We start from the raw sequence: 26,059 nt of genomic DNA on the forward strand, positions 1-26,059 counted from the left end.
AGACCCCCTGCTCATTCGAGAGGAACTGCAGACCCGGCGCGGCCAGTTCGCTGCGCATGATCAGGGCCATCAGGCCTCCGATCGCGAAGAACGCGAACGCGGTCACCAGGTACATCTGACCCAGTACTTTCGGGTCGGTCGTGGTGATCATTTTGTGGATGAACGCACCCTTGGGGCCGCGCCGCGCCGGCATGGGGCGGGTAGCGGCAGGCCAGGGGGGCGGGGCGAGAGCGGTCATGTGCTGTCCGATCCGAAGTTTCGCGCGAGCGCACGGTGATGAGACGCCCTCGAGCGTACCTAATTACTATGCTGCATAGTAATTAAGGTCGGTTCGGTCGCCCGTGCCGGATCATGCCTGAGCGAGGGTCAGGCACACGGCCGCGGAGGTCGCCGCCAGCCCGACCAGCGCGGTAGCGACAGGCATCGCCATCGACAACGCCGCAGCTGTGGCGTACGACACCTTCGGGCACCGCGTCCGCCAGCTCACGCGCAGCTTGAGCAGTCGCAGCGAGATCTCGTTGCTCAACCCCAAGGTCCCGGCCGGCTGCGGCAATGTCGAAGCGGAGACCACGGTCAGCGCCGAGCACACCGTCGCCGTGCTGGTGGCGCGAGCAGCGTGCTGATCAGCGGTCAGTTCGACCAGGGTTTTGACCGCGGCCGGGGCGGCGGCGAACAACGGCACCGCCGGAAGCACCGCGGCCAAGATGTCACATGTGGTGACGATCAGGTGGTGACTGCCTCGCAGGTGTGCCCGCTCGTGGGCCAGGACAGCATCGCGTTCGGAACCGCTCAGACACTGCGAGAGCCCGTCGGTAGCCACCACGAATCCGGGTCGGCCGGCCACGCTGTAGGCCATTGGCATCGGGTGCGCCAGCCACATCACACCGTCGTCGCGGGAGTGGGCGACGATGGAGACCACATCACGGTGGTAGTCGAGTAGACGGGTTTGTTCTCTGGTGTACCGCCGACCCAGGATCACGGCTCGCACGGGTATGGTGAGCAGGGCCAGGGCTCCGGTAGCGGCCAGGGTTTCGGTGATCCACGGCTGCATCGCGTGGGAAACCGCGGACAGACACCGCACCACGGCCTCGACCGCGGTCTCGGCAGGCGCATGGTCGGGCCAGGCCAAGGTGACCACCGCGGAGGCGCCGAAGAACAAGGCCCCGGCTATGCTGCCCAGCCACGCCGCCAGCAGGACTCCGGGAGGCACGGAGGTGGTGGCGAGCGGACCGAGCATTCGCGGGGCCGCCATCGAGATCAGGGCGGCGCCGAGCAACAGGACCAGGGCCAATGTCATTGGTCGGCGGCCCGGCCCGTCCAGCCCCGGCGCAGGGCATCGTATTCGCGGTCGCTGACCGTCTTGGCGAAATGCAGCAGCACCGCGCTGGGGTCGGTGCTGCTGTCGAGCAGGGCGCGCAGTGCCTCGGAGGTGGCTTCCTCCCGGCTGCGTGAGGGCGAATAGTAGTAGGCGCGACTGCGTTTTTCTCGCTGCACCCAGCCCTTCTCATACAGATGGGTGACCACGGTCAAAATGGTGGTGTAGGCGAATTCCTTGCGATCGCGAAGCCGTTCGACCAGGCCATGGACCGACTGTGGCTCGTCGGTCGACCACAGTTCGTTCATCACCTCGGCTTCGAGACCCCCCAACCTGTGTATGGCTTCCCTCGCAGACATTCGCCGATTATCCCTTATCTATGTGCGTGCATCTGACGCGATCTGAACCCCTCGTGCGTTCAACCATGCCATGGGATCGGCCTTCTGGCCGTCCGGTCCCCACACTTCATAGTGCAGATGTGGCCCGGTCGATTGTCCCCGATTGCCCACGGTGGCGATCTGTTCCCCGGCTCGCACGCGCTGACCTGCAGAAACCAAGGCCTGATCGATGTGTGAATCGCCCCGGGTTTCGTGGAGGCTCGATTACTTGGATCCGGCCCCAGCGGGGACGGGTGTTTGAGGGTAGTGCTCGGTGTTGAGGCTGGCCCAGTGGCTGGCCTCGAACTCAGCTGGCGGGATGAGTCCGATCTCGCCGTGGACGCGTCGGTGGTTGAACCAGTCGACGTACTCGGCGACGGCGATCTCGACGTCACCGATGGACTTCCAGCCGCCCTTGGGGCGCATGACCGGGTTGCGGATGCACTCGGCCTTGAACAGCGAGTTGAACGCCTCGGCCATCGCGTTGTCATAGCTGTCGCCCTTGGATCCGACCGAGGCGACGGCTTCGGCCTCGGCGAGCCGCTCGGTGTAGCGAATGGCTCGATATTGCACGCCCCGGTCGGAGTGATGCGTCAGCCCGGCGACGCTCTGGCCGGCCCGCTGGCGGGCCCAGAGCCCCATGTCGAGGGCGTCGAGGGCAAGGTCGGTGCGCAGGCTGGTGGAGACCTGCCAGCCGGTGACCATCCGTGAGAAGACGTCGAGGATGAACGCGACGTAGACCCACCCGGCGTGGGTGCGGACATAGGTGAGGTCAGCGACCCAGAGCTGGTTCGGCGCGGTAGCGACGAACTGGCGATCGACAAGGTCCGCGGGCCGGTCGGTCTCCGCGCCCTCGCTGTAGGTGGTCTTGCGGGTCTTCTCCCGCCTGATCCCGCACAGCCCGTCGGCTTTCATGAGCCGCTCGACTGTGCACCGAGCCACCTCGACGCCTTCGCGGTTGAGCTGCGCCCAGACCTTCTTCGCGCCGTAGACACCGATGTTGTCCTTGTGCACCCTGCGGATCTCGGGGACCAGCTCGGCATCGCGGACCGCCCGCGCTGAGAGCGGACGGTCCTTGGCGGCGTAGTAGGTGCTCAGGGCGATCGGGACTCCTGCGCTGCGCAGTTCCTCCACGATCGGCTCGACCCCGAGCCGGCGGCCCTCGACGAGGCGATCCTTGTGCTCGTCGATGTAGGCCACGGTCACTTCAGTTTGCGGTCGAGCTCCGCTGCCGCGAAAAACGCTGACGCGGTCCGTAGGATCTCGTTGGCGCGCTTGAGCTCACGGTTCTCCCGCTCGAGCTCGGCCAACCGCTTGGCGTCATCGGTGCTCGTCCCGGGCCGGACGCCGCCGTCGACTTCGGCCTGGCGTACCCAGTTCCGCAGCGTCTCGGGGTGCATCCCCAGCTGGTCGGCCACGCGCTTGATCGCACCGGCCTTTGTCGCCGGGTCCTGCCGGGCCTCAACGGCCATCCGAGTCGCGCGCTCACGCAGCTCGTCGCCGTACTTCCTTGGTGCTGACATGACTCTCATCCTCCATGGATTGAGAGCCTCCATCAGACCCGGGGCGATTCAGTGCCCGAACACCCCGATCGTGCCGTCGTCCTGCAGGATTCGTACCCACAGTCCGAAGCCGGAGGCGGGACCGGCCTCGAGTACCGTGCCATCGGTCACCGAGACGATCGGGGTGCCGATCGAGTTGGCGATGTCGAGCCCGTAGTGGCTCGTGCCCCAGCGGGGTCCGAAGTTCGACGTGAGCGTGCCACTGACAGGCATCAGCGTTTTTGGGCGGCGCGCCTCGGCCTCTTGCATGAGTCGGCGCTCCTCCCGGATCCGTGCCCGGTCGAGTTGATCCGCGAAGTCTGCCAGCATCGGCACCTGCACGGCCTGCAACACCTGGGGGGCCTGGGGTAGCACATCCGTAGGGGCTGAGGGTTGCGACGCGGCCTCGATCTCGTCGCTGACCGTGGGAGGGACCGAGGCGGCATGGGCGCTCGAGGTCGTTGCTGCCAGCAGCGCGCCTGCCGCTACCGACACGGCCAGCACGCGTCCGCTGGTTCCTGGGCTCGTTCGGCGATGCGCGCCTTTGCTTCGGATCGGCCTCGGGGCGAGGGCGTCCGCATGCTCGGCAAGGGCATCCCGATGCTCGATATCGAGACGTTCTGCCGGGTCCAGGACAGCCACTGTCGTCGGGAAAGCAGCGTCATCGCGACCTGCGTCGATGGGATCGGTCGGCTCGGGAACAGGCCACGCTGCAGTACTACAGTCAGAGCGGCGGGGAACGACGAGTTGGGGCTCTGGTTTACGGTGTCGGGCCAAGATCGCATCCTCAAGAAGGCACCCGCTCGCGTGATAACGAAACGGTGACGGACACCGACACGTTACTACTATTCTGCATAGTTTCAATACCGGATCGTTACCCGGTCTCCGATTCGCGCTTGGGGTCGTGGCCGGAGTCAGCGGCGTCGGCTGCTGCCGCGGTACGAGAGTGTGGGTGCAGTCCGTTCAGCATCGCGTTGTACGCGGCCAGTTCGCGATCTCCCTCGCGGTCGACCTGGTCGTTCCGCTTCCGGGCACGCTGGTTTTCGATCGAACTCCATCGCACGAGCGCGAGCACGGTGGCCAGTAGCAGCGGTAGCTCGCCGACGGCCCACGCCAGGTTTCCACCGAGTCGCTGATTGGCAGCCAAGTCGTCGAACCAACCCAGTTGCAGTGAGGTATAGAACTCGGCGGCGATCACAAAATCCGCCATGATCAGGGCGACCAGAAAGAACGCGTAGCCGGCCAGCGCGACCGCCACTGCTCCCACGCGCGTCAACGGTCCCTGCGGCACGGGGACAGGATCGATCCCGACGGTGACCCAGAAGAAGACCAACCCCACCGCCAGCAACCACATATCGAGCACCATGCGTCCCGGGTAGGAGCCGCCGTCGTACAGTCCTCCGAGATACAACAGGTAGAAGGTGCCCACGAGCACCACCGCGGCCACCAGGGGATGGGTCACCCATCGCAGTGCGGTGCTGGCGAAAATCGCCCGCATCCAGTCGCGGGCTCCTGGAACTGCATCGCTGGGGCCGGAGCGAACCGCGCGGGCCGCCAAGGTGAGCGGAGCGCCCAGAACCAAGCACATGGGCACCACGATCGCCAGCGCTGCGGATGCGGGCAGGTGCACGCTGAACGCCGCCGGGGCGTAGCGCCCGACCCCGGAGGATGTCACCAGAAGCAACACTAGACAGCCGAGAAGCCAGGACACGGTGCGCCGGACCGGCCACGGCTGCCTCACTGCACGTAGCCTCCGCACTCCCAGCAGGTAGAGCGCTGCCAGCACGACCGCTGCGGTTCCCAGTAACAGATCGAACCGCCACTCCGTCAGCAACCTGCCCAGCGTCGGGGCACCATCGAACCCGTACCCCAAGACTTCGTCGACCAGGCTGGGTTCGCGACGTTCGCCCAATGGCGGCGGAGTACGGCCCAACGCCACCCCGAGTCCAATCGTGGCCGTCAGGACCGCAGATTCGATTACCGCCAAGCGTATGAACGTCCCCCGATTCGACGCGTCGGCGGCCAGAGCCGTGATCGCCACCGTCCGTTGGCGCCAGCCCAGCCACCCCACTACACCGAGTGCGACGACCTTGGCCAGGACCACAAGTCCGTAGGGGCCGGACAGAAACTCCCGAAGCGGAACCCGCACCAGAGCATTAATTATTCCCGACGCAGCCATCACCACGAATGCCACCGTCGCCAGCGCGGAGAACCGGCGTGTGGCGACATCGAGATGTCCGCCACCACGCACGGCGTGCAACACCAACGCTGCCAATCCCCCGGCCCACAGTCCGGCCGCCACCAGATGAAGTATCAGGCTGTTGGTGGCAAGATCATGCGATCCGCCCCCGGCGGAATGTCCCGTCAACGCGCGTGGCATCAGGCTCCCTACCGCCAGGACCAGCAACAACGGTGTCCACCGGTGCTGCAGAATGAGGCGGCATCCCAGCCCCACCGCGGCAGCCATACACGCGGTCCACAGCCAGGCGGTGGATGCCTCGATTTGCCCCACCGACTGCACGAACGGAACCGGATCGGCGAACACGGTGCTCAGTGGTTGGCCGGAGGTGTCCGACAACGACAGAGGAATCAGCACCAGCGCCGATCCTGCCCATAGCGCTGCAGCCGCGCCCGCAGTCCGCACCGCGCGGTAACCGTCGACATCGAGCAGCCCGGAACGCTGTGGTGGTACCAGCACCGCCGCCACCAGCAACGACCCGATCATCACCACCGCCGCCACTTCCCCTATCGCGGTGGCGGCCGGGAGTCCGTATCTCGTGAGCACTCCTGGATCCGGCAGCCCGAGCAACCGCAGAACCTCGCTGCTCGACACGGCCGCCAGGGCGGCCGCCACCAGGGCCGCGCCTGCCGTCCAAGAGACCATCATGCCGACTGCAGCTCTACTGGTACCTGCCACGGAAAACCTCACCTCGTCCGTTGTTCGCCCGTTCCCGCCGGCCGAACCTGCAGGCGCGCGCCTCGCCGCCGAAATACTATGAAGGATAGTTGATCGTGCCGATCCAATTTTCGCGACCGCTCTATATATTCATGCGCATATGACTATATGATGTCGGTGTCTTGAGGAAGGAAAACGATGAGCCACGGACACGGACACGGCCTCTCGCCCGCCCAAGCCACCAGCGCCTCCGGCCGACACGTCCGACGGTTGTGGATCGCCGTGGCCCTGGGCCTGGTGACCTTTGTGCTCCAGGTCGTCGTCGGACTCTCCACCTCGTCGCTGGCCTTGCTCTCCGACTCCGCGCACGTGTTCACCGACGTGTTCGGCGTGTTGATGGCCGTCACCGCTATCACCGTCGCCCAGCGTGCCCGCACCCGACCGGACCGGACCTTCGGCCTGTACCGCACCGAAGTGTTCGCCGCCCTGCTCAACGCACTCCTGCTGTTCGGCGTCGCCCTCTGGATTCTCTACGAAGCCCTCCAACGACTGTCCGCCCCACCCGAAGTCCCCGGCCTGCCCGTCACCATCGTTGCCGTGGTCGGCCTCACCATGAACGTCATTTCGTTTCTCCTGTTGCGCGCCGGCGCCAAGGAGAGCATCAACGTCCGCGGGGCCTACCTCGAAGTCCTGGCCGACATGCTCGGTTCGGTCGGCGTGCTTATCAGCGGTGTGGTGACCATCGTGTTCGGCTGGCGGTACGCCGACCCGCTCATCGGTGTCGCCATCGGACTCTTCGTCCTGCCCCGGGCCTACAATCTCGGCCGACACGCGATCGGCATCCTGCTCCAACAAGCCCCGAAGAGTATCGACATCACCGAGGTCAACGCCGCCCTTAATGCCCTTCCTGGAGTCCATGAATCCCACGACCTGCACGTCTGGACTCTTACCTCGGGCATGGAAGTGGCCTCTGCACATCTGGTCATCGAATCCGACGCGGACTCCACAGCCGTGCTCGCAGCGGCACAAACCTTGTTGGCGGAACGCTTCGGCCTCGAACACGCCACCCTGCAGGTCGAACCCCACGACGGCGAGGGACGCTGTCGCGAACTCTCGTGGTGACCTCCACAGACCCACCAGGAGTCCCTGGGGCGAACACGGCGCACGCTGCAGCTCCTTCGATCCTACGGTCACTGTCGCCGAGGCTGCGATGGCCAGTTCGAAGTTGTTGCCCGCGGCGGTGAACGCCAGGGTGGTGGTGCGCTCGTAGCCCAGACCGATCGCGGCGCCGAACAGGAACCCGCCGCCCCACATGAGGACAAAATAGGTGAGCAGAGGCAGAGCGATGCGCACGACGTCCCATGGCTGCGACGTGATCTGTTCGCCCTGGAGCGCGAATAGGAGCACGATCGTGAACAGCAACCCGTACAGCGTCCACGGCCCAGCCGGTCGACAGAGGCAGCACTCGCCAGTTCGACACGCTCTTCGGCAGCTAGACCTATTCCGAGGTCGCCGATCTGATCGCTGAGCCGCTGCGCCTGCAGGCCGGGCTGCTGCCCGACGGCAAGGTCGCCGCCGTACGCGCGCTGCAGGCCGACGGAGCGAAAGTGGTCGTCGTCGGAGACGGCATCAACGACGCTCCCGCGCTGGCCGCTGCGCATGTCGGTATCGCCATGGGTGGCGCGGGATCGGATCTGACCTTGCAGACCGCCGACGCGGTCGTCGTCCGTGACGACCTCACCGCCATCCCTGCGGTGATCCACCTGGCCCGGAGGGCTCGACGCCTGGTCATCGCCAACCTCGTCATCGCCGCCTCGGTCATCGTGGTCCTGGTGACCTGGGACCTTGTCGGCACGCTGCCGCTGCCGCTGGGAGTGGCGGGTCATGAAGGCTCCACCATCCTCGTCGGTCTCAACGGACTGCGATTGCTGCGAGAGACCGAATGGCGCCGTGCTGTCCGCACAGACCGACACAGTTCCGCTGCGCACGTGTGACCTCGCCACCGTTAGTCATCTGGCCGAATCCACCTTCGACGCTCACCTGTCTCATCTGCTTCAGGTGGTCACCGATTTCGAAGAGCATGGCATCGGTTTTCCCTCGGTGACCGCATCGATACTGTGGTAACGAAGTGCTCCATCTCCGATGTCACAGAATGTACGTCTATGGAAGGCACCTGATGCTGCGCAAGTTCGTCGTCGTGACCGCTGTGACCGCCGCGCTCGGAGCGGGTTCGATGGGTACCGCTGCTGCGGACACCGCCCCACCCGTGCCTGCCCTCAACTTGTGCAAGTGGGAGCGCTTTACGCCGGAGTGCATTGCACTGTGGTTGGCGGGCGTGGCGACCGGCTCGGCGGGATCCGGTTCTGCCTTGTCCTGATCGACGGCGCTCGTTAACTGTGGCTCTGGCGCACTCCTGTGGGATGCGTCGGAGAGAATCAAGACCGACGACAACTGCATGAATGCACGGCATGCGTGCACGTCCAGCGGGCGACTCCATCAGACTCCCTTCACAGTCCCTCAAGCACCCCCATCAGGTCCTCGAGGAGCGCATCGGTGCGGGCTTCGATCTCGTCGAAGACGTCGGTGAGGTCTTCGAGGGTCTGGTGATCGCGGCGGCGGGCGGTGGTACCGCGGTCGTAGTAGCCGGCGTCGAGGTCGATCTCAGGCTCGACCCAAGCGTCGACATCGTCTTGCGGGGGAACGGGCAACACCTTCCGTACCGGGGCCCGGCCGGACAGGTGCGCCCGGGTCAGCGCCGACACCGATTGCGGGGTCATCGGCTGCGCGTGTGGGAGGTGTCCCCAGCGGTCGATCGGACACAACAGCGGTTGCCGAGCCTGTTCCGCATCGAGCGGATCGGTGATGATCTCGCTCGGGTCGGTGAGGTGATGGCGCAGCAGATGGGTGCCGGGATACTGGTCGAGGAACGCCTGGATCTGCGCCCACCGCTGGTAGATCGCGACCGCGGGGTTGTCCCCGGTCTCGGAATCCGTTGGGAGACGGAATCTTTCGCCGGTCCGGGTGGTAACCACGAGGGTGTTGCCGTCGAGGCGGAGGTCGCGGCGGCGCAGCCGGGTGAGGTCGGTGAAGGTCATGCCGGTGGCGGCGAGGACCAGCAGGAGCGCGTCGCGGCGGCCGAACAGTCCGCTCGGCCATCCCTCGACAGGTAGTTCGGCCGCCCGCTGCACCAGAAGGCGCCCGAGCCGGTCGAGACGCGAAGCACGAGTGGTGTCGAGGTGCCGGCGCACCATCTCGGTCCGCCCCGGGGCGGGATAGCCGTGCCCGGTGTGGACGGCGTTGATCGCCGACAAGCGGCGCCGCTGCGTCGCGACCACGGCCGGGTGCTCGTGCAGGAACAACGCCAGGGATTCGGGTGCGGCGGGGATGGGATGGTGGTCGGCGGCGGTGCACCAGTCGGTGAACAGGGCCCAGTCATGGCGGTAGCGGGCGGGGATCCGCAGGTCGAGGTCGGCATCGTGAACATCGGTGCTGCGGAAGAACTCTCGTCCGGCGCTGGCGCTCACGGTCACAGGCCGAGATTGGTGACGGCGTTGCCGATGAGTGGTGCGTGTTCGCGGGCGTAGGTCTCGAGCATGGCGGGGGGGGTGTGACCGGTCTGGCGCATGATCGCGTGCGCGGAGGCGCCGTTGCGGAAGGCCTGGGTGACGAATCCGGCCCGCAACGAATGACCACCGAGCTGTTTGACGATGTCGGGGTCGTAGCCGGCCTGTTCGGCGCGGCGCCGGATCGCTTTGTGTACCGCCGCCCCCGACAGGACAGTGTCGGAGAGGTTGCCGTGCTTGCGGATCGCCCGCAACCACGGCGAGGACGGCGCCATGCGTGGTCGCGATCCCCGGCAGACGTGCGCCTCGAAGGGTTCGGCGGTGCGGAGCAGCCGGATGACGGCGGGGCGGCCCCCGGTGTCGAAGGCGGCGACGACCTGCGCCCACCGCATCCACGCACACGGCGGGCAACTGACGTGGCTGTGCGTGAACGGCAGGGCCCGGATACTCCCCCGCCCTTCCTGATCGGTCTTCGATTTCCGGAGTTTGATGTGCAGCCCGTCGAGCCGGTGCAGCGACACGTCGCTACAGGTGAGCGCGACGAGTTCGCTGCGGCGAAACGCCCCGGCGAAGCCCACCAAGAAGATGGCGGAGTCGCGGCGTTCGAGGACCTCCGCGGCCCAACTGCCGGTATCGGCGCGCATCTTCTCGACGATGGTGACGATGTCGGCGGTGAGCAACGGCGCCCGCGGGGTGCGGGGCCGCTCCCCCGCCGCCGCATAGTCCCGGCGGATCCCGGACAGGGTCGCGGTGACCAGCTCGTCCGCTCCGGGGGCGGGGTGGCCGGCGCGGCGGTGGTGGAAGCCGATCCCGGCGACCCAGCGGGCCAACGTCGAGGGTGAGTAGGCCCGCTCCCCCACCTCCGACACCGTCGATGCCGCGTCGTGGAGGTAGGCGGCGACGGTGAGCGGATGCGCCGGCAGCGGGGCGTGTCCTTCGCGCTGGCACCAGGCGGTGAAGCGTTGCCAGTCGGCGGCGTAGTTGCGGCGGGTCGACTCCGACCGCGACCGCCCCGCTGTCCCGGCCACCTGCACGAGGGTCTCGGTCGGCAACACCGGCACCGACGGCGCAGCTGGGGCCGACTCGGTCGGCACAGGCACGGAAACGTCGTCCGGACGGTGGCTGATCAGGTCATCGGGCACGAAACAGGAGCCTACCGTCCCGCACCGACGCTCTCGAGCAGGAAAAGGCGCTCAACAGGTGTTTCGGGGGCGATGGTGCGCTAATGGCAATTAGCAGCATCGATCCCTTGTAAACCACGACTGACATAACACCAGGTCGAGAATTCGCCCGATTTATTCGGTTTGTGTAGGTTCCACGATTTGGTGTCGGTTTCCAGATTTCATGTCGGTAGCGTGTCGGTTTCCACGTTTCATGTCGGTCGGCACCGTGCTGGATGGACACTCGAAAGTGCCCCGGACCAGTGAGGTTGAGGTCAGGTACGTGTAGGAACCAGGTGCTCCTGTCGCAATGGCCCCTCACTCCGGCGAATCCGTGTCGGATGATCCAGGGACTACTTGTACGGAAAGTCCGTAGCCATCCCCGTCAGCGGCACTATTCCGGGATGTTCTGCGGTTACAACCATGGTCATGTCGGGCCTGACGCGAACCTCCAGCGCCACCGATCAGCGCAATCGGACGATGCGACCCCAGTTGCTTCACGCCGCATCACGCCGGCCATCAGCCGGCCTTTCCTATGATGCGCGGGGGGCACGGACCACCGGGACGTACGGTCGGTCCTCTGCCGATCGACTGCTCCGGTTGCCGAAAGGGGACTGCTGCACGATGGGGTGACAGATACGGTCACGCAGCCTGTGCGGCCGGTGTGGTCATGGTTGTTTCGAACTCGACTGGCGTCAATCTGCCGAGTCTGAGCTAACGGCGTCGGCGGCGGTAGGTTCGCTCAAGCGAGGTGACGATCGCAATGCGCGACTGCTCGCGTGTGACCCAACGCTGTCGGCCGAGGACGTTGCGTTGGAGCAGCGCAAAGAACGATTTCCATCGCGGCGTTGTCGACAGTCGCCGGCCGCCCCGACCCATCGACCCGACCAGGCCGTGGCGGCCCAGGGCGCGGACGAGTTTCCGGCTGCGAAATTGCGACCCATGATCGGAATGAACACGCACCCGGCAACCGAACCCCACCGAGCCACTGCGGATTCGAGGGTGGCCACGGTGAGCCTGGACTTCATCCGGTCACTGATGCACCACAGTTCGATGTCACCTGCTCCGACATCAGTCCCGTTCGGGATCTCTGTGGGGCGCGCAAAATGCTGTACATATGCCCTGCAATCGACATCCGGTCGTTCGATGACCGGGGAGTAGTGCCCCATAGAGTGGTGTAACTCGGTGGCCGAGATCGTGTCTGACGCTGTGTCGTTGACCGACGTAAAGCGGCCACCGCGTGATCCTTCGAGTCAACCTTCCACAGAATCCTCGAGGAGTCATCGCGATGACCGCACCCCATATTGTCGACCCTGCCGGCCTACTCGGCCAAGCCCTCGCAGACGCGTCACCGGATCTGATGCGCGAACTGCTGCAGACCATGATCAACGCCCTGCTCTCTGCGGATGCCGACGCCGTATGCGGGGCCGAATGGAACGCACGCTCTGCCGAACGCACCAACCGCCGCAACGGCTACCGTCACCGACCCCTCGACACCCGGGTCGGCACCGTCGACGTCGCGGTTCCGAAGCTACGCTCGGGCAGCTACTTTCCCGAGTGGCTCCTCGAACGCCGCAAGCGGGCCGAGTCAGCGCTGATCACCGTCGTGGCCGACTGCTACCTGGCCGGTGTGTCGACCCGCCGGATGGACAAACTGGTCAAGACACTCGGCATCGACTCACTGTCGAAGTCACAGGTCTCACGCATGGCCGAAGACCTCGACGAGCAGGTCGCCGCATTCCGGCACCGCCGCCTCGACGAAGCCGGACCGTTCACCTTCGTCACCGCCGACGCGTTGACGATCAAGGTTCGTGAGAACAAGCAGGTCGTCAAGGCCGTCGTGCTGCTGGCGACCGGCGTCAACGGCGACGGCCACCGCGAGGTGTTGGGCATGCAGGTGGCCACCAGTGAGACCAAGGCATCGTGGAACACCTTCTTCGCCGACCTGGTGGCCCGCGGCCTGGGCGGGGTGCGCTTGGTTACCTCCGATGCTCATGCCGGGCTCGTCGAGGCAATCGCGGCGAACCTGCCCGGCGCGGTGTGGCAGCGCTGCCGCACCCACTACGCCGCCAACCTCATGGCAGTGTGCCCCAAGTCCATGTGGCCGGCGGTAAAAGCGATGCTGCACAGCGTGTATGACCAGCCCACCGCCACCGCGGTGCACGAGCAGTTCGACCGACTCCTCGAATACACCGACGGCCGATTGTCCGAGGTCGCCGACCACCTCGGCGACGCCCGCGAGGACCTGCTCGCCTTCACCGGGTTCCCCGACGACGTGTGGCGCCAGATCTGGTCCAACAACCCCACCGAGCGACTCAACCGCGAGATTCGCCGCCGCACCGACGCTGTCGGCATCTTCCCCAACCGCGACGCCATCATCCGCCTCGTCGGCGCCGTCTTGGCCGAACAGACCGACGAATGGGCCGAAGGCCGCCGCTACCTCGGCCTCGAAGTCCTCAGCCGCTGCCGACTGACCCTGACCACCGACACCCCCACACCGACGGAGGTGACCACCGATCCACTGATGCAACTACCCGCCTGAACCTCCGAAGGATCAGAAACGAATTACACCACTACTCGCGACTTGACCGACCGGGGTGCGATCACGTCCCACCCGCAAGGTGATACTTGCGGTATGGAGGTAGTGAACGGTTCGTCCGGTTTGGAGGATGATCTCGCGGTGTTGTCGTTCGAGTCGACGGTGCCGCGCAGGCATGTCCACCGCCAGGCGATATCCGAAGTCTTCCTCACCGATTGCGTTCGCGGTCCCGGACCGGACCGATTCGTCCTGGGCGCGCAATGGCCGCGTCTACACGGTTTCTATCGCAGCCGGGCCGGTCGCTACGACCCGATGCTGCTCGCAGAGACGCTGCGCCAATGCGTGATCTATCTGGCGCACACCCGGTATCGGGTCTCGCTCGGTCAGCGGTTCGTGATGCAGACGATCGAGATCACCGCAGAGCTGGAACGTCTAGTGATCGGTGCCGGCGCCGCGGAGGTCACCATCACCGCGGCGGTATCGGATGTGCGACGTCGTGGCTCGCAGGTCACCGCTTTGAGCGCGGCACTCGAATTCACCATCGCCGGCCGCCGTGTGGGGTCCGGCAGAGGCCGAACTGCCGTTCTGACGGCCGAGGAGTACGACACCGTGCGTTGGGGTGCCGGTGGGCCGCGGACGCCGGGCCCTGTACCAAGGGGAACGCCGGTCGATCCGACCGCGGTGGGGGTGCCGGTGGTCGGGGATGTGGTGGTCGGTGCCACGGCGCGGCCGGGTCGCTGGCGGGTGTTGCCGGATCTGTCGCATCCGGTGTTGTTCGACCATCCGTCCGATCACCTGCCGGGCATGCTCGTTCTCGAGGCTGCCCGGCAGGCGGTACGAGCGGAATGCGGGGCCCCGGAGGCGGATCCGGTGTCGATAAGCGCGCAATTTCATCGATTCGTCGAACTCGACGTTCCGGCGGAGATGGTGGTCTCGGGTGTCGAGAAAGAGCCTGCGGGTGCGCATGTCGTGCTCGAGCAGCGTGGAATGGCGATGGCTACGGCGACGCTGAGGTGGCCCGCCGGCGCATCTCGTGCGCCGGGGCCCGGGTCCGGCGGATAGCGGCGTGTCAGGCCGGCTGGTGTGTCTCGCTCCAGCGAGCCCGACGGATCTTGTCGCTGTCGGGGCGGCAGTCGGAGGTCAGGATGCCGTTGAGCAGGAACTGCAGCATCTGGTCGATGCGGTGTTCGAGATCGATGCGTCGATCGAGGACATTCGAGACCATCTGAACCCCGGTGAACGCCGAGATCACAAACCGCGCCAGCTCGGAGGGATCGATCGTAGGGAGCAGGTCGCCCTCGGCGATCGCGGTCTCGACGAGGTGCCGGCAGGCTTCGATCCAGTCCTGGTACGGTCCCGGCTGGTCCGGTTCGGCGCCCGCACTGAATTCGAGGGTCAACCGGATGCCGGCCCGGACGATCGGATCCTCGACGATCTGTCGCCCCATTTCGTGGCAGAGCATCACGATCTGCTCGAGCGCCGAGGCCTGTGTGGCGGCGATCGCGTCGACCGCGGCGATGGAGATGGCGTGTTGCTGTTCGACGACGGCGTGTGCGAGTTCGTCCTTCGATTTGAAGTGGAAGTACAGGGCACCTTTGGTGAGCCCGCTGCTCGCCTCGACGATCGCCCCGAGGCTGGCACCGTCGAATCCCAGCCGATCGAAGGTGGCGGCCGCTGCTGCCACGATCTGCTGCCGGGTCGCTACTGCCCGAGCTTGTTTGGCCACACCCCGTGTCCTTTTACTCGATGATCTACCGAAAGGCGAGTCGTGGAGAACCTCGACCCTCTGCCTCCCCCGAGGCGAACCGTACCACCGGACTGGAACGGCATCGCGGACCACGGATCGGCGCCGTCGACACCTGCATGGCGCGTCGCGGTCGTGGGTTCGAGCGGTTTCCTCGGTGGGGCGGTGCTCGACGCCCTGCTGAACATGGGGGTGGCATGCACGTCGATAGCGCGCCGTCCGCTCACATCCTCGAGACCGCCAATGCTGGTCGCGGCGGCAGATCTACTCGATGTGAAGGCTTTGACCGACGCGCTGGCCGGTGTCGACGCGATTGTGCATGCAGCGTCTTATACGGGCTCCGACGCAGCCCGATGTGAGGAGGTCAACGCTCTCGGTACCGAGAATCTGGTGACGGCCGCTGCCGACCACGGTATCGAGCACATCGTGTACCTGAGCACGATCGGCGTCTACGGTCCCGGACCGCATCGCAACGTCGTTGAGGGTGAGTTTGCTCCGGCTCCGGTCACTGCGCTGAGCGCGAGTCGTCTGACTGCCGAAAACCATGTGCGCGGGCACGGCGGTCTGGTGCTGCGTCCCGGATTCGTGTACGGGCCCGGCGATCGATGGTTCCTGCCCGGGTTGGCGCACATCGTCTCGACTCTCGGGGTGTGGATCGACGACGGCGCCGCACGTCAATCGGTGATTTCACGCGGCGACGTCGGCCGGCTCACCGCCGCACTCGCGGCGCGCGCCCTGCCCGCGGCGTTGCGTGGGGGCATGCGTCATCTCGCCCATCCGACTGCGGTGACCGTCCGCGAACTCGTCCACACCGCCACCGCACATGGTCTGCTCACACCACCGTCCGACGCCGTCGACTACGAGCAGGCACTGCGGATAGGCCGAGAGCGGGGACTGTCCGCACGTCACGTCGATCTGATCGGGCACGATCATCACTACGTCAGCGACCGAATCTGGGCCGAGACTGCCCTGGAGCCCTCACCGAATGCCCTTCCGGCGAGTCCCACCTCGCCGTGAGGGAGCTGCGGGAGTCACGTAGTAGATCGTGTTCGCGAGGTTTCCGGGACGGATCGACCATGCAGCGGGTATGTGTCGGTGAGGCGTTCCCTATGCGGTGCACATGCGGTACCCTCGAACGCAACGGGCAATACCGGTCGAATGGTATTGTTTGTCTGGGATGGCGCCGATACGTGTGGATATCGGGAGTGTCCGGACGCATCGGCGGGTGTTGTGTCGGGAGTTGCCGACAGGCCAGTGACGGCGAGATTTACGAGGGGTACTCACCATCACTGGCCTGCGAGGTTCCGTCGGCATACGGCGCCGACGGACCTTCGTCCGCGCGCCGGGCGGAAAGCGCGCGAACTGTGCCCTCACGTAGGGAGCATGGGGGCACCGCACAGACTATTCGAGACCGCGACCGTGTGCACGCTCACCCCACATACGTGGTTGTCGATGTAAGGGTCGTTTTCAAAACAAGATCAATTTCGCGGACCGATCCATCAACGAGACAGGAAGGTTTGGCTGCCGCTGGTCGAGACCGGCACCTACCATCTGGTCCCGGCTTTGGTCACCGCGCTCGTCGGCGTGTGCGCTACAGCGGTCGGGGTGGGGCTGCTGCTATGCCACCTTCAGGACACACATGGTCCGGTGCCGCTCAGTGCTCGGTGACCGCCTCGCAGGTGATCACCCCGCGCACGGTCAGCGGCGCCGGATCGATATCGCCTCCGGAGCCGGTCGCGGTCAGCGCGAACACCACCTGCCGGCCCTCGTCGTGCATCTCGAGGTCGAGGTCGTCGGCGCTGTGGAACTGCACGTGTGCACCCGAGGAATCGACGAGGATGCCGGTCACCGCGTGTCGGGTTTGAGGGTCCGTTCCAGGGGAGGGTCGGGTCCCGCTCCCCGGACGCGATTGCATGGGCGGCTGCCACTGCGCGGTGAGTCGAGTGATCGACGAGGGTGACAGATCGTCTTCGCCGGCGAGGACCCGCTCCCGGGCCGGTCCGGCGGGCGTGTCGGTGGTCGGCGAGTGCCGACGTCGACGACGACAACCCGGTCGTCATCGAGTCGGTCGACCGAATCCCTGCCGGGTGTCGGTTCCCGATGGTGCTCCCACCACCGCACGGTGGGAACCGGTCACAGTGCTGTCGACCAGGCCGGATTCCCGTCGACTGCTACGGTCTTCCCCGGCACGGGCGCAGGTCGCGATTCGTCAGGGCGGGCCCTCACACCGGGGCTTCGAGAGTTCGAGACAAGGACACGGGATTGGTCAAGCAGGCTCGGGCAGTGGCGACGCGGCACCAGCTCGTGGCAGCGGCCGCGGCCGCCTTCGACCAGCGGGGCTTCGAGGGCGCCTCCCTCGGCGACATCATCGAGGCGGGCACGGGCCTGAGCAAAGGTGCCTTGTACTTCCACTTCAAATCGAAGGAGGAACTCGCCGACGCTGTCGTGCAGCGACAACACGAGATCTCCCTCGCCGCGGTCGAGGCGATCGCCGCAACCCACGCCTCGGCACTCGAGCAGATCGTGATGCTCTGCCACGAGATGGGCCGACAGATCGTGCAGGACCCGATCGTCCGGGCCGGGATCCGGCTGACCCTCGAATTCAGCGGCGGAGGAGGACCGCCGGATCCGGCCGGTCCCTACCGGGACTGGATCGAGGCGTGCCGGCAGCTCGCCGAGACCGCCATCGCCGAAGGCGATCTGCCCGGCACGGTCGATGCGCCGGAACTGGCCCGGTTCGTGATCTCGGCGTTCACCGGGGTGCAGATGGTCTCGAACGTGCTCGATCGACGGGTCGATCTCGAACAGCGGATCGATCAGATGTGGCGGTTCCTGCTTCCGGGCATCATGGTTCCTGCCCGTCGCCGTAAATGCGAGCGCATCCGGCACGCCCGCTGGAATCGTCCACAGACCTCGACCTGACAATTGCTTTGGGCCCGCGCGTGATTCCGGATCGCCGAGACCGCGCAGGCCGCGCTGTTGCCGGCTGCCGCCGCGGGTGAGCCGACCCGGATCGTTCAGGTCCGGAAGATTCCGTTTCTGATCTTCGGTCGCTCACCCGCCGGCCGCACGGTTTATTCGATGTAGGCGCCGGTCGAGGGGGTCCAGACGATCGCCCCGCCGGTGAAGGTCTGGCGGAGTCCGTCGGTGCCGTACGCCTGCGCGGCCGAGGACGGGAAGCCGAGCGGGCTCGCCGCTCCGCCGAGGCTGTTGTACAGGTCCTTGATCTGATCGCACACCTGGAACGGCGACGGCCAATAGATCTGGCAGTCAGCGGTCACCTCGGCCGGCGCAGCGGTGGCCACACCACCGCCGGTCAAGGCCAGGACCGCCAGCCCGGCCGCGGCCACCGCGGTCGCCATCCGCCGCCGCGTCCTCGCCGCTTTGTCGCGCACGTGCATATACCGCTCCTTCACCTGTTTTCGGGGTCACTGCTCCCCGGGGGAACCATCGCTCGAGCCGAGCGATGATCTTGTTTGTCTAGCACCGAATGTCGGGTTTCTTCTGGACTTTTGTAAAAAAACAGGTCGAACGGTATCTGTGACCTAAGTGTTACCTGTTCCATTTGTGCAAATTGAGAAACCGTTTAGGTTGCTCACTAGCGATGGCGCCACCGCTGTACCTATTCACCCGAGAAGAATTAGGTCACAGATGGATTCGCATCCCCAGCGGGGCTCCGTCCTGTCCCGGCACAGATGGATGAGCCAGTGCCTGATCGCGAGCACCACGGTGCTGATGGTTGCCGTCGGAGGGTCGGCAGCCATGGCCCAGCCGATCGAGACGACACCGGCCGTCCCCACCACGACACAGTCCACACCGGCAATAACATCCCCGGACCTGGTGCCGCTCGACGCCCCGGCCGACACCACCGCGGTCGATCCGTGCGCGGTACCGACCACCACACCCCCGGCCACCACCACGACTCCGCCGCCCACAACCACGACTACCTCGGTGGTCCCGGCAGACTGCGTCACCACCCCGGCATCGCAAACGGTCCCGGACCCGGCCGCACCGCCGGTGACAGCCGCGCAAGAGCCGGAACCCGCCCCGCCGTCCGAGGACACCCTTGAACCGTTGCCGACGGAACTACGACCCGCTGCACCGACTTCCGATCAGCCTGTCACCCCGGATAGTCCGGAATTGTCGTCCAAGACCGCCGAACCTGACCTGGACTGGGCGCCGACGGAGAACCCGAACGCCACGCTCGTACCGGGGCAGATGCGTTCGGATCGGGAGGAGATCCCGGCGCCGTTTACCAAGGAAGATGCCGACAAAGCCGAGATGATGGAGGCGCAGGAGCGCTCCGCTCTTTCCCGTATGTCGATCGCGGCGGTGACCTGCCAAACCTACTGGCCCGCTCCTCATCAGGTGTGTGGCGCGATCCGCGACAAGTACAACTCCCTCGGCGGGCCGGCCAGCTTTCTGTCGTTCCCGACGAGCGGCAACATCACCAATCCCGACGGTACTGGCCAGCGCGTGACCTTCCTTAACGGACCGATCTACTGGCACCCCAATGCCGGCGCGCATCCGGTGGTCAACAGCTTCCTCAACCGCTGGGGCATCCACGGCTACGAAGCTGGGTGGCTCGGCTACCCCACCACCGACGAAATTGTCCACGCCGACGCGATCGGCCGACGTCAGGAATTTCAGCACGGCGCGATTTACGTCGCGTTCGTCAACGCCATCGGCTCCGCCATCCCGAACGGTCCGATCCGTGACAAATGGAACGCTGTCGGCGCCGAAACCTCCGGTAGCTTGCTCGGATACCCGATCCAGGACCAAATCCCGCTCCCGGACGGGCAGGGCCAGATGGACCGCTTCGAACGTGGCGTCATCTACTGGCACCCCAATACCGGCGCTCATCCGCTTACAGGAGTATTTGAGTGGGAATACTCCATTAGCGGGTATGAGGGTGGTCAGTACGGATATCCGATCACTGATGAGGAAGCAACGCCTTCTGGAGGGCGGACTCAAAGCTTCCAGAATAAGAAGATGAGCCTTTTTGAACCCGTTAATGTAGATTCGGGAGTCTATGGCTTCAACTTCCATCCGGCATCTGACGTATTCGACGACGAGGATGAGGTAGGTAAGTTTAATGCAAGAGTTAATTATTCTCTTGCTCCCAGTAAGTACCCTATGGGCTGGAGTATGGTTTTTTCTCCCGGAGTTAAAGCAGTTGGACTAAACGGTGGGGCGACTGTTTCAAGATGCCAGGCACGTGTTCAAGAGAACGGGAAAACGACCAGCTACAATTGGGATCACTACAGTCCAGGAAGGGAAATAACGCTCGATTTTATTATGCACTCAACTGTGCCAAATCATAAGATCGGTGCGGTTGAACTCCTGTACGGGTGGTGCACCTTCCCCGATAAATACGGACAGACGACAGCGACAACTTGGACCTTTGACTACACCGTGCTGGATTTCAACTAGTCAACGGGGAAATTCGAATGTCTGAGCACAGAACGAAGGGATCGAATATGAGTGTAGGGGTGGTGACCTCCTGGGATGACTACGAGGGCTGGGGTGTTATCGAGTCCGACGACACGCCGGGTGGCTGCTGGGTGCATTTCGGTAGCTTGGATCAATCCAGGTTCCGGAATCTTGAGGTCGGCGCCACTGTGGAGTTTGCTTGGAGACCCACTACAAATCAGGAGGGCTACTTTTATGTGGCTACGTCCGCCGAGCCGGTAAAGAGCTGACAGGCAGTCAGGGGTCGGAGCGGTCAGGGATCGGAGCGTTCCGACCCCTGACCGCTTTACGCACTGCAACGCGCTTGTAGCGCTCTCACTGCTGGGGAACTCTTGTTTGAATGATCGGCTCGGCGTGGGGTCGAACCCCTGACCGCGGTATCAATATACTCGGTCAAGGTTCTATTTCATCTGCTGCTCCATTGGAATTCAATCTCCATAGTCGCGCCCTAAAAGGGCTGCGAGGGGCTGATTCCAACTCCATTTTGGTTTCAGCTAACCAAACTCGGCTGGTTTCATATCGAAATCCAAACAAGGGCGCTTCTCTGTGGGACCACTCAAAATAGACGTGTTGGCCTGCGGTCAAAGCCGGAAATCCTGGGAGTAAAACTGCAGGGAACGGAGTGTAGCTGCCGCCTGGAGTGTCTTCGGATTCGATGACTCCATGCATTTGATCAATATCCCAGCTGCGGACGATTCCTTGACTGACCATCTTCCAATTGTGCAGTAGTCGAGGCTGGTTGGCCACATGCTGACTTGTTTCCAGGCTACTGCCGGCGACGCTCGAGAACGATGCCGCCCGGACAGATTGGATGGGTGATATCAGTGGAGGATTGGGTGTTGATCCGGTGACTGGTCGCGGACGGAGTTTGGCGACGGCAGGTGGCGGGATCTGGGGATCGGCAAGGCTACCGTCGAGCGGGCGGGAGCCTCGGACCTGCCACCGAAGTACGAACGTACACCAGCCCCGACCTCGCTCACACCGTTCGATCCCCAGGTGCGGGCGTTGTTGCGTGAGTATGCCCAGGAGGCTCACCATGGTGCGGCACACGCTCGACTTCGGTAGTCCGCTGCCGCCCGGCTGGACCACACTCGACGAGAAGCACCGGTCTCAGTACTGGGACCGGTTCACCGACCGGTTCGGGTTCCGGCCCCGGTGCCGCAGCGACGTGGCTGATGCCTGCCGATCGGTACGAGAGATGGATCTGATCGTTCGCCGCCACTGTTGTGCCCGCGTGTAGTCCGGGGCACAGTTGTGCGCCGAGGCAATGCCATTTTCACCGTCAGAATCGTGCCCCTACCGCCGAAGTTCACAGGTCGTCCGATTCAGTCGTCGATTTTTCATATACGTTCGTTTTCGGAACAAGATCAAGTTTGCGGACGGATCCCCAAACAGCACACCCCGAAACGGCCCGGCACTCGATCGTGTCCTGCGGAAGACGGCCGTCCGACCGTCCTGTTTAACCGTCCTGCATATCGGTCTCGTATAGCTGACCCAAACAGCACGATCGTCGCCTCATGGACGGAATCCTGATCGGCTATGCCCGATGCAGCACCGCGGGCCAAGACCTGCGAGCGCAACGCACAGCCCTCAAACGCCTCGGAGGCCCCGACGAGCGGATCTACACCGACAAGGGCTACACCGGCCGCAGCCGACACCGACCCGGCCTGCGCGAAGCACTCGCCGCCTGCCGCGAAGGCGACACTCTCGTCGTCGCCAAACTCGACCGCCTCGGCCGCTCCGCCGTCGACCTCCGGGCAATCGCCGACGAACTCGAAGCCAAAGGCACCCGCCTGAGCATCGGCGGCTCCGTCCACGACCCGACCGATCCCACCGGCAAACTCTTCTTCGGCATGTTGTCGCTGATGGCCGAGTTCGAATCCGACCTCATCCGCGCCCGCACCCGCGAAGGCATGGCCGAAGCGAAGAAGGCCGGCCGCCTCAAAGGCAAGCAACCGAAGCTGTCCACCTTGCAGCGCAAACGCCTGCTCGCCGACTACGAATCCGGCGAATACACCGCAGCCCAGCTCTGCGAAATCAGCGGACTCTGCCGTTCCGCGATGTACGCAACCCTGCGCCGAGCCCGAGAAGAAGCCGCACTCTCCCGCACCTGATGTCGAGATGCAGCGAAGATTAGCGAGATGGGCGAGGCAGATCAACTGGGCCGACTACCGCCTTTTTAAGGCTTCTGAGCTGCGGTTTCCTGGAATGAAACCTTGACCGGCGCTCTCGTCTCACCGAGCCTCTGTCAATCTATAGCGGCGTGTCCTGTCAATCTTCACTGCATCGCGACATTGTCGAGATGCAGCGAAGATGAGCGAGATGGGGCGGGGCAGATTAACTGGGCCGACCGCAGCTTTATAAGGCCTCTGAGCTGCGGTTTCCCGGAATGAAACCTTGACCGGCGCTCTCGTCTCACCGAGCCTCGGTCAATCTTTAGCGGCGTGTCCTGTCAAACTTCACTGCATCTCGACAGTTGTTGTCGAGATGCAGTGAAGATGTCTTCGGGTGTGCCATATCCGCCGGTCAGACAGTCAGCGAAGGCATCCAGATTGCGACCAAAATACCCACCGGGCCCCCATACTGCTTCGCCCACAACAGAAAGAAAATCCTCGAGCGACCGAATGCGACGGCCGTCGACGAAGTACACGGCACCTCTCTTCGGCATTCCAGCTCCATCCTCACCGTCACCGCCCCGACCTTCCGCACAATCTGCCGGTCGCAGTGCATAGGCGGCGGCGGACAGCGTTCTCCGCCGCCGCTTGGGGCAAGGTTCCGATACGGAGGTCTAGACGAGGGAGGGCTCTTTCACCGGATCAGCGGTCTCGATTGCAGGCAATGGCGGGACCAGGAACCCTTCGGTTTCGGCCGCCTGACAGAACTGCCGCCACCGCCGGCTGACGGTGGACTTGTCGATCTGCAATCGGTGAGCAACATCGATCTGCCGCAGTTGCGGGGACTTGATCATCATCGATGCCACGACTTGCACGGTCTCGTGGAACTCGGAGTCGGCGAGGAATCGAAGCAATCCCTCCTGGGTCTGCGCATATCCGTTGCGCGTGACGGACACCGCAGGTTGTCCCATTGTTGTCGGCTCGACAACCGAGTTGCAGGCGAAGGCGAGTGTTCCCGAAGCAGTTGCATCGCTCTGTTCGGTCACGGGCCCGCCCTGCAACGGTGCGTGCGCGGCGCTGTGAGGGGTTGCCAGACCTCCGTCAGCGGTTGCACCGTCTCCGGAAGCACGAGGCTCGGGACGCACCGCGATCCGAGGCGCGGTGGCAGAGACAGTCGAAGCGGGTGCCACGGTGTTGGTAAGCGCTGGAGTACCGGGAGAGGGTTGGTTGCGCTGGATCATCATCACGAACAAGTGGAACAACGCAAGCCACAGCAGCGGGAAAATCGCGGCAAACAGCGCTCCGATCCAGGGGGCCTGCGGAACGAACCCGAGGTCCTCCCCTGCTGCAACTCGGGCAAGGTTGCGCTCAGCTGTCTGCCAGGCATGGAAGGCGTTGCCGACCACACTCAACAACACCGTCACCACGGCCAACGTGGCGCAGTACGCAAGGGTGTATCGGCCGCGGCCGGAGATGCGGAAGATGACATAGCCGGCGGTTGCAGCAGCTTGGGCAACGTCGATGGCAACCGGCGCCATCCATGCTCGTCCCGGTTGCACACCGACCTCGATCGCCAGGGCTCGAAGTGCATCGAACGACAGGATGAAGGACAGCGCTGCGATGAACAGAGTCATGGCGGCCACGGTCACCAACGCTAGTGTCATCTGTCGGCTCACGGGCAACTCGGTTCGCAACGCGGTTGCGGGCGGGGTTGTATCGTCGGGCATGACCGGATGGTGTCCTTCCTAACGGGTGGTAGTCCTGGTCAACGGGCCCCTTGCGGTTGCAGCCGCGTAGGGGACCTGCACTGCGTGCGTCGCGGGCCTGCAACGCACGCAGTGCTGGGGGTCGTAGTGCTACGTCAGAGTCCGTGCTTGTCGAGGTACTCCTGCAGCGCCTTGTCGGTAATCGACGCCTCGCTAATGGTTCGGTCTCCCGTCTCGTAGCGAAGTTTGTCCACTCCCCTACGCAGCCGCGCCTTGATGCTCGGACGGATTCGCGTGTTGTGCGTCGCCGACAGGCCCTCTGCCGGATCGGTGTCGCTTCCCGTCACTGACGGCGTGACCGAACGTGCAGGTACTGGGGTCGGCGCGGGCGTTGATTGCTCGATGCGCGTGGGGCGTTCGGGCAGTTCCTCGGCGGGGTGGGTCTTGCGGATCGCCGGCTGACGTTGTGCGGTCACGATGCACCTCCAGTGGTGAGAGACAGTTCGGCAAGAAGATCGCTGTAGGCGGTTTGAAGAGAAATCGCGCGACCACCTCGGAATTGGTGGATGGGTGTCCGTGCGCTGTGCGCGTCCTGACGAGTTGCCAGTTCCGGAATGATCGTGCGGGCTACGAGATCGCCATAGACCTCCCGCAGCTCGGTCTCCCGGAAATTGTGCTCGGCGGTGCCGCGGCGGCGGCTGAGAACGATCTTGTCGAAGTTGAGGCGAGGGTTGGCACGTTTGCGCACCGTACGGATGGTTTCGTCGAGGCGTTCGACACCATGCACACTGTCGATCGTCGGTTCGGTGACAGCTACCACCCCGTCACAAGCGATGAGGACGGCGAACAGGACCTTGCCCAAGCTTGGTGGACAGTCGAACAGCACGACGTCGTAGGGACTCAGATCCAGGCCTTCGAAGGCGACATCGAGGCGGAAGACCAGGTCGTTTGAGCCATCGGACTCGATTTTGCCGAGCTCCTCGTCTGCGGGAATCAGGTCGACTCCGCCCCAGTCGGTCGCTATGACGGCATTCGCTGCGCCACCTTCGACGGTCTGGTTCATCAGGTGGTAGGTGGTGAGCATGTCGCCTTCGACGGTCACACCGAGGCCGTTGGTGGCATTGCCCTGAGAGTCGGCATCGACGACAAGGACCTTGCCCCCTTTCGCTGACACAGCACTGGCCAGGCCGAGTGCTGTTGCAGTCTTGCCCACGCCGCCCTTCTGATTGGCAATGGCGATCTTGCGTGGTTGCATTGCGCACCTTTCAGTCGATGATCCGAGTCCGTGTTGCATCACGGCGCGTTCCTCGCGTGGCTTGCGTTGCAGGCGTGCCGTGCGTGGCGTGCCGACAGTGCAATCCTTGCGTTCCTCGCGTGGCTTGCGTTGCAGGCGTGCCGTGCGTGGCGTGCCGACAGTGCAATCCTTGCGTTCCTCGCGTGGCTTGCGTTGCAGGCGTGCCGTGCGTGGCGTGCCGACAGTGCAATCCTTGCGTTCCTCGCGTGGCTTGCGTTGCAGGCGTGCCGTGCGTGGCGTGCCGACAGTGCAATCCTTGCGTTCCTCGCGTGGCTTGCGTTGCAGGCGTGCCGTGCGTGGCGTGCCGACAGTGCAATCCTTGCGTTCCTCGCGTGGCT

At 64.7% G+C, this 26,059-nt stretch carries 22 protein-coding genes and 6 pseudogenes; 10 read left to right on the forward strand and 18 right to left on the reverse strand.

What is annotated here, in order from left to right:
- Positions 1–7 precede the first annotated feature (7 nt).
- From IM25_RS24515 to IM25_RS24550, 7 genes and pseudogenes are all read right to left on the reverse strand, one after another.
- Positions 8–238, reverse strand: a pseudogene (locus tag IM25_RS24515) (cytochrome ubiquinol oxidase subunit I); the annotation flags it as partial.
- Positions 239–349: 111 nt separating this feature from the next.
- Positions 350–1,297 (reverse strand): M56 family metallopeptidase, encoded by a 948-nt coding sequence (locus IM25_RS24520; protein WP_065996618.1) that lies wholly within the window; start codon positions 1,295–1,297, stop codon positions 350–352.
- Positions 1,294–1,656, reverse strand: coding sequence for a BlaI/MecI/CopY family transcriptional regulator (locus IM25_RS24525; RefSeq protein ID WP_033098755.1), 363 nt, complete (start codon positions 1,654–1,656; stop codon positions 1,294–1,296). Before IM25_RS24525 ends, IM25_RS24520 begins: the two co-directional genes overlap by 4 nt.
- A 36-nt stretch (positions 1,657–1,692) precedes the next feature.
- Positions 1,693–1,887, reverse strand: a pseudogene (locus IM25_RS25805) (M23 family metallopeptidase); the annotation flags it as partial.
- A gap of 30 nt (positions 1,888–1,917) precedes the next feature.
- Positions 1,918–3,215, reverse strand: a protein-coding gene (locus IM25_RS24530; RefSeq protein WP_442971925.1) for an IS3 family transposase whose coding sequence is annotated in 2 segments (ribosomal slippage) — positions 1,918–2,924 and positions 2,924–3,215 — 1,299 coding nt in all. Because the reading frame shifts where the segments join, the coding sequence is not laid out codon by codon here.
- Positions 3,216–3,263: 48 nt separating this feature from the next.
- Positions 3,264–3,737, reverse strand: a complete 474-nt coding sequence (locus IM25_RS26275; protein ID WP_033098758.1) for a M23 family metallopeptidase — start codon at positions 3,735–3,737, stop codon at positions 3,264–3,266.
- Positions 3,738–4,107: 370 nt separating this feature from the next.
- A complete protein-coding gene (locus tag IM25_RS24550; RefSeq protein ID WP_006553265.1) occupies positions 4,108–6,120 on the reverse strand; it encodes a cytochrome c oxidase assembly protein in 2,013 nt (670 codons plus the stop codon).
- A gap of 207 nt (positions 6,121–6,327) precedes the next feature.
- Here IM25_RS24550 and IM25_RS24555 point away from each other — a divergent pair, with 207 nt between their 5' ends.
- Entirely contained in the window at positions 6,328–7,251 is a 924-nt protein-coding gene (locus IM25_RS24555) for a cation diffusion facilitator family transporter (protein WP_033098741.1), read from the forward strand.
- Positions 7,252–7,308: 57 nt separating this feature from the next.
- On the opposite strand, the pseudogene IM25_RS27225 reads toward IM25_RS24555, so the two are convergent.
- Positions 7,309–7,572 (reverse strand): annotated as a pseudogene (locus IM25_RS27225) (arsenic resistance protein); the annotation flags it as partial.
- 95 nt (positions 7,573–7,667) lie between these two features.
- Between IM25_RS27225 and IM25_RS24560 the strand changes: the two are divergent.
- Together IM25_RS24560 and IM25_RS24565 are read left to right on the forward strand one after the other, a co-directional pair.
- Positions 7,668–8,123 (forward strand): annotated as a pseudogene (locus tag IM25_RS24560) (HAD-IC family P-type ATPase); the annotation flags it as partial.
- A 182-nt stretch (positions 8,124–8,305) separates the two neighbouring features.
- Positions 8,306–8,506: a hypothetical protein gene (locus tag IM25_RS24565; RefSeq protein WP_006553262.1), complete on the forward strand. Its 201-nt coding sequence runs from the start codon at positions 8,306–8,308 to the stop codon at positions 8,504–8,506.
- Positions 8,507–8,636: 130 nt separating this feature from the next.
- Here IM25_RS24565 and IM25_RS24570 read toward each other — a convergent pair whose 3' ends face one another.
- The 3 genes and pseudogenes from IM25_RS24570 to IM25_RS27230 all read right to left on the reverse strand — a co-directional run.
- The gene (locus IM25_RS24570; RefSeq protein ID WP_033098743.1) at positions 8,637–9,659 is read right to left on the reverse strand and encodes a hypothetical protein; all 1,023 of its coding nucleotides are present in this window, start codon (positions 9,657–9,659) and stop codon (positions 8,637–8,639) included.
- Entirely contained in the window at positions 9,656–10,834 is a 1,179-nt protein-coding gene (locus IM25_RS24575; RefSeq protein ID WP_065996619.1) for a tyrosine-type recombinase/integrase, read from the reverse strand. The genes IM25_RS24570 and IM25_RS24575 overlap by 4 nt, the downstream gene beginning before the upstream one ends.
- A 660-nt stretch (positions 10,835–11,494) precedes the next feature.
- Positions 11,495–11,925, reverse strand: a pseudogene (locus IM25_RS27230) (DDE-type integrase/transposase/recombinase); the annotation flags it as partial.
- A gap of 215 nt (positions 11,926–12,140) precedes the next feature.
- Here IM25_RS27230 and IM25_RS24580 point away from each other — a divergent pair.
- Positions 12,141–13,394: an IS256 family transposase gene (locus IM25_RS24580; protein ID WP_033098745.1), complete on the forward strand. Its 1,254-nt coding sequence runs from the start codon at positions 12,141–12,143 to the stop codon at positions 13,392–13,394.
- A gap of 93 nt (positions 13,395–13,487) precedes the next feature.
- Complete coding sequence (locus IM25_RS24585) at positions 13,488–14,453, forward strand: ScbA/BarX family gamma-butyrolactone biosynthesis protein (protein WP_052040201.1); 966 nt, start codon at positions 13,488–13,490, stop codon at positions 14,451–14,453.
- Positions 14,454–14,460: 7 nt separating this feature from the next.
- On the opposite strand, the gene IM25_RS24590 is transcribed toward IM25_RS24585, so the two are convergent.
- Complete coding sequence (locus IM25_RS24590) at positions 14,461–15,117, reverse strand: ScbR family autoregulator-binding transcription factor (RefSeq protein WP_033098746.1); 657 nt, start codon at positions 15,115–15,117, stop codon at positions 14,461–14,463.
- A gap of 153 nt (positions 15,118–15,270) precedes the next feature.
- Here IM25_RS24590 and IM25_RS24595 point away from each other — a divergent pair, with 153 nt between their 5' ends.
- A complete protein-coding gene (locus IM25_RS24595) occupies positions 15,271–16,152 on the forward strand; it encodes an NAD-dependent epimerase/dehydratase family protein (RefSeq protein WP_084295189.1) in 882 nt (293 codons plus the stop codon).
- A 637-nt stretch (positions 16,153–16,789) separates the two neighbouring features.
- Here the strand turns inward: IM25_RS24595 and IM25_RS24600 are convergent.
- Positions 16,790–16,984, reverse strand: a complete 195-nt coding sequence (locus IM25_RS24600) for a hypothetical protein (protein WP_033098747.1) — start codon at positions 16,982–16,984, stop codon at positions 16,790–16,792.
- Between the two features lie 413 nt (positions 16,985–17,397).
- Here IM25_RS24600 and IM25_RS24605 point away from each other — a divergent pair, with 413 nt between their 5' ends.
- Complete coding sequence (locus IM25_RS24605; RefSeq protein WP_033098748.1) at positions 17,398–18,057, forward strand: ScbR family autoregulator-binding transcription factor; 660 nt, start codon at positions 17,398–17,400, stop codon at positions 18,055–18,057.
- A gap of 152 nt (positions 18,058–18,209) precedes the next feature.
- Here the strand turns inward: IM25_RS24605 and IM25_RS24610 are convergent, their stop codons facing one another.
- Positions 18,210–18,530: an LGFP repeat-containing protein gene (locus IM25_RS24610; protein ID WP_232333516.1), complete on the reverse strand. Its 321-nt coding sequence runs from the start codon at positions 18,528–18,530 to the stop codon at positions 18,210–18,212.
- A 304-nt stretch (positions 18,531–18,834) separates the two neighbouring features.
- On the opposite strand from IM25_RS24610, the gene IM25_RS24620 reads away from it, so the two are divergent.
- The 3 genes from IM25_RS24620 to IM25_RS24635 all read left to right on the forward strand — a co-directional run bounded on the left by IM25_RS24620 (position 18,835) and on the right by IM25_RS24635 (position 22,721).
- A complete protein-coding gene (locus IM25_RS24620; protein ID WP_232333517.1) occupies positions 18,835–20,568 on the forward strand; it encodes an LGFP repeat-containing protein in 1,734 nt (577 codons plus the stop codon).
- A gap of 47 nt (positions 20,569–20,615) precedes the next feature.
- Positions 20,616–20,837, forward strand: a complete 222-nt coding sequence (locus tag IM25_RS27695; protein ID WP_033098750.1) for a cold-shock protein — start codon at positions 20,616–20,618, stop codon at positions 20,835–20,837.
- 1,287 nt (positions 20,838–22,124) lie between these two features.
- Positions 22,125–22,721, forward strand: coding sequence for a recombinase family protein (locus IM25_RS24635; RefSeq protein ID WP_033098752.1), 597 nt, complete (start codon positions 22,125–22,127; stop codon positions 22,719–22,721).
- A 386-nt stretch (positions 22,722–23,107) separates the two neighbouring features.
- Here the strand turns inward: IM25_RS24635 and IM25_RS24640 are convergent.
- From IM25_RS24640 to IM25_RS24655, 4 genes and pseudogenes are all read right to left on the reverse strand, one after another.
- Positions 23,108–23,275, reverse strand: a pseudogene (locus IM25_RS24640) (barstar family protein); the annotation flags it as partial.
- 120 nt (positions 23,276–23,395) lie between these two features.
- Positions 23,396–24,370, reverse strand: a complete 975-nt coding sequence (locus tag IM25_RS24645; protein ID WP_198162599.1) for a DUF2637 domain-containing protein — start codon at positions 24,368–24,370, stop codon at positions 23,396–23,398.
- Positions 24,371–24,582: 212 nt separating this feature from the next.
- The gene (locus IM25_RS24650; RefSeq protein ID WP_006553234.1) at positions 24,583–24,903 is read right to left on the reverse strand and encodes a hypothetical protein; all 321 of its coding nucleotides are present in this window, start codon (positions 24,901–24,903) and stop codon (positions 24,583–24,585) included.
- On the reverse strand, positions 24,900–25,682 hold the full coding sequence (locus tag IM25_RS24655; protein ID WP_006553233.1) for a ParA family protein: 783 nt from the start codon (positions 25,680–25,682) through the stop codon (positions 24,900–24,902). Before IM25_RS24655 ends, IM25_RS24650 begins: the two co-directional genes overlap by 4 nt.
- Positions 25,683–26,059 lie beyond the last annotated feature (377 nt).

The sequence above is a fragment of the Rhodococcus sp. p52 genome (assembly GCF_000763325.2).
Classification (GTDB): domain Bacteria; phylum Actinomycetota; class Actinomycetes; order Mycobacteriales; family Mycobacteriaceae; genus Rhodococcus; species Rhodococcus pyridinivorans.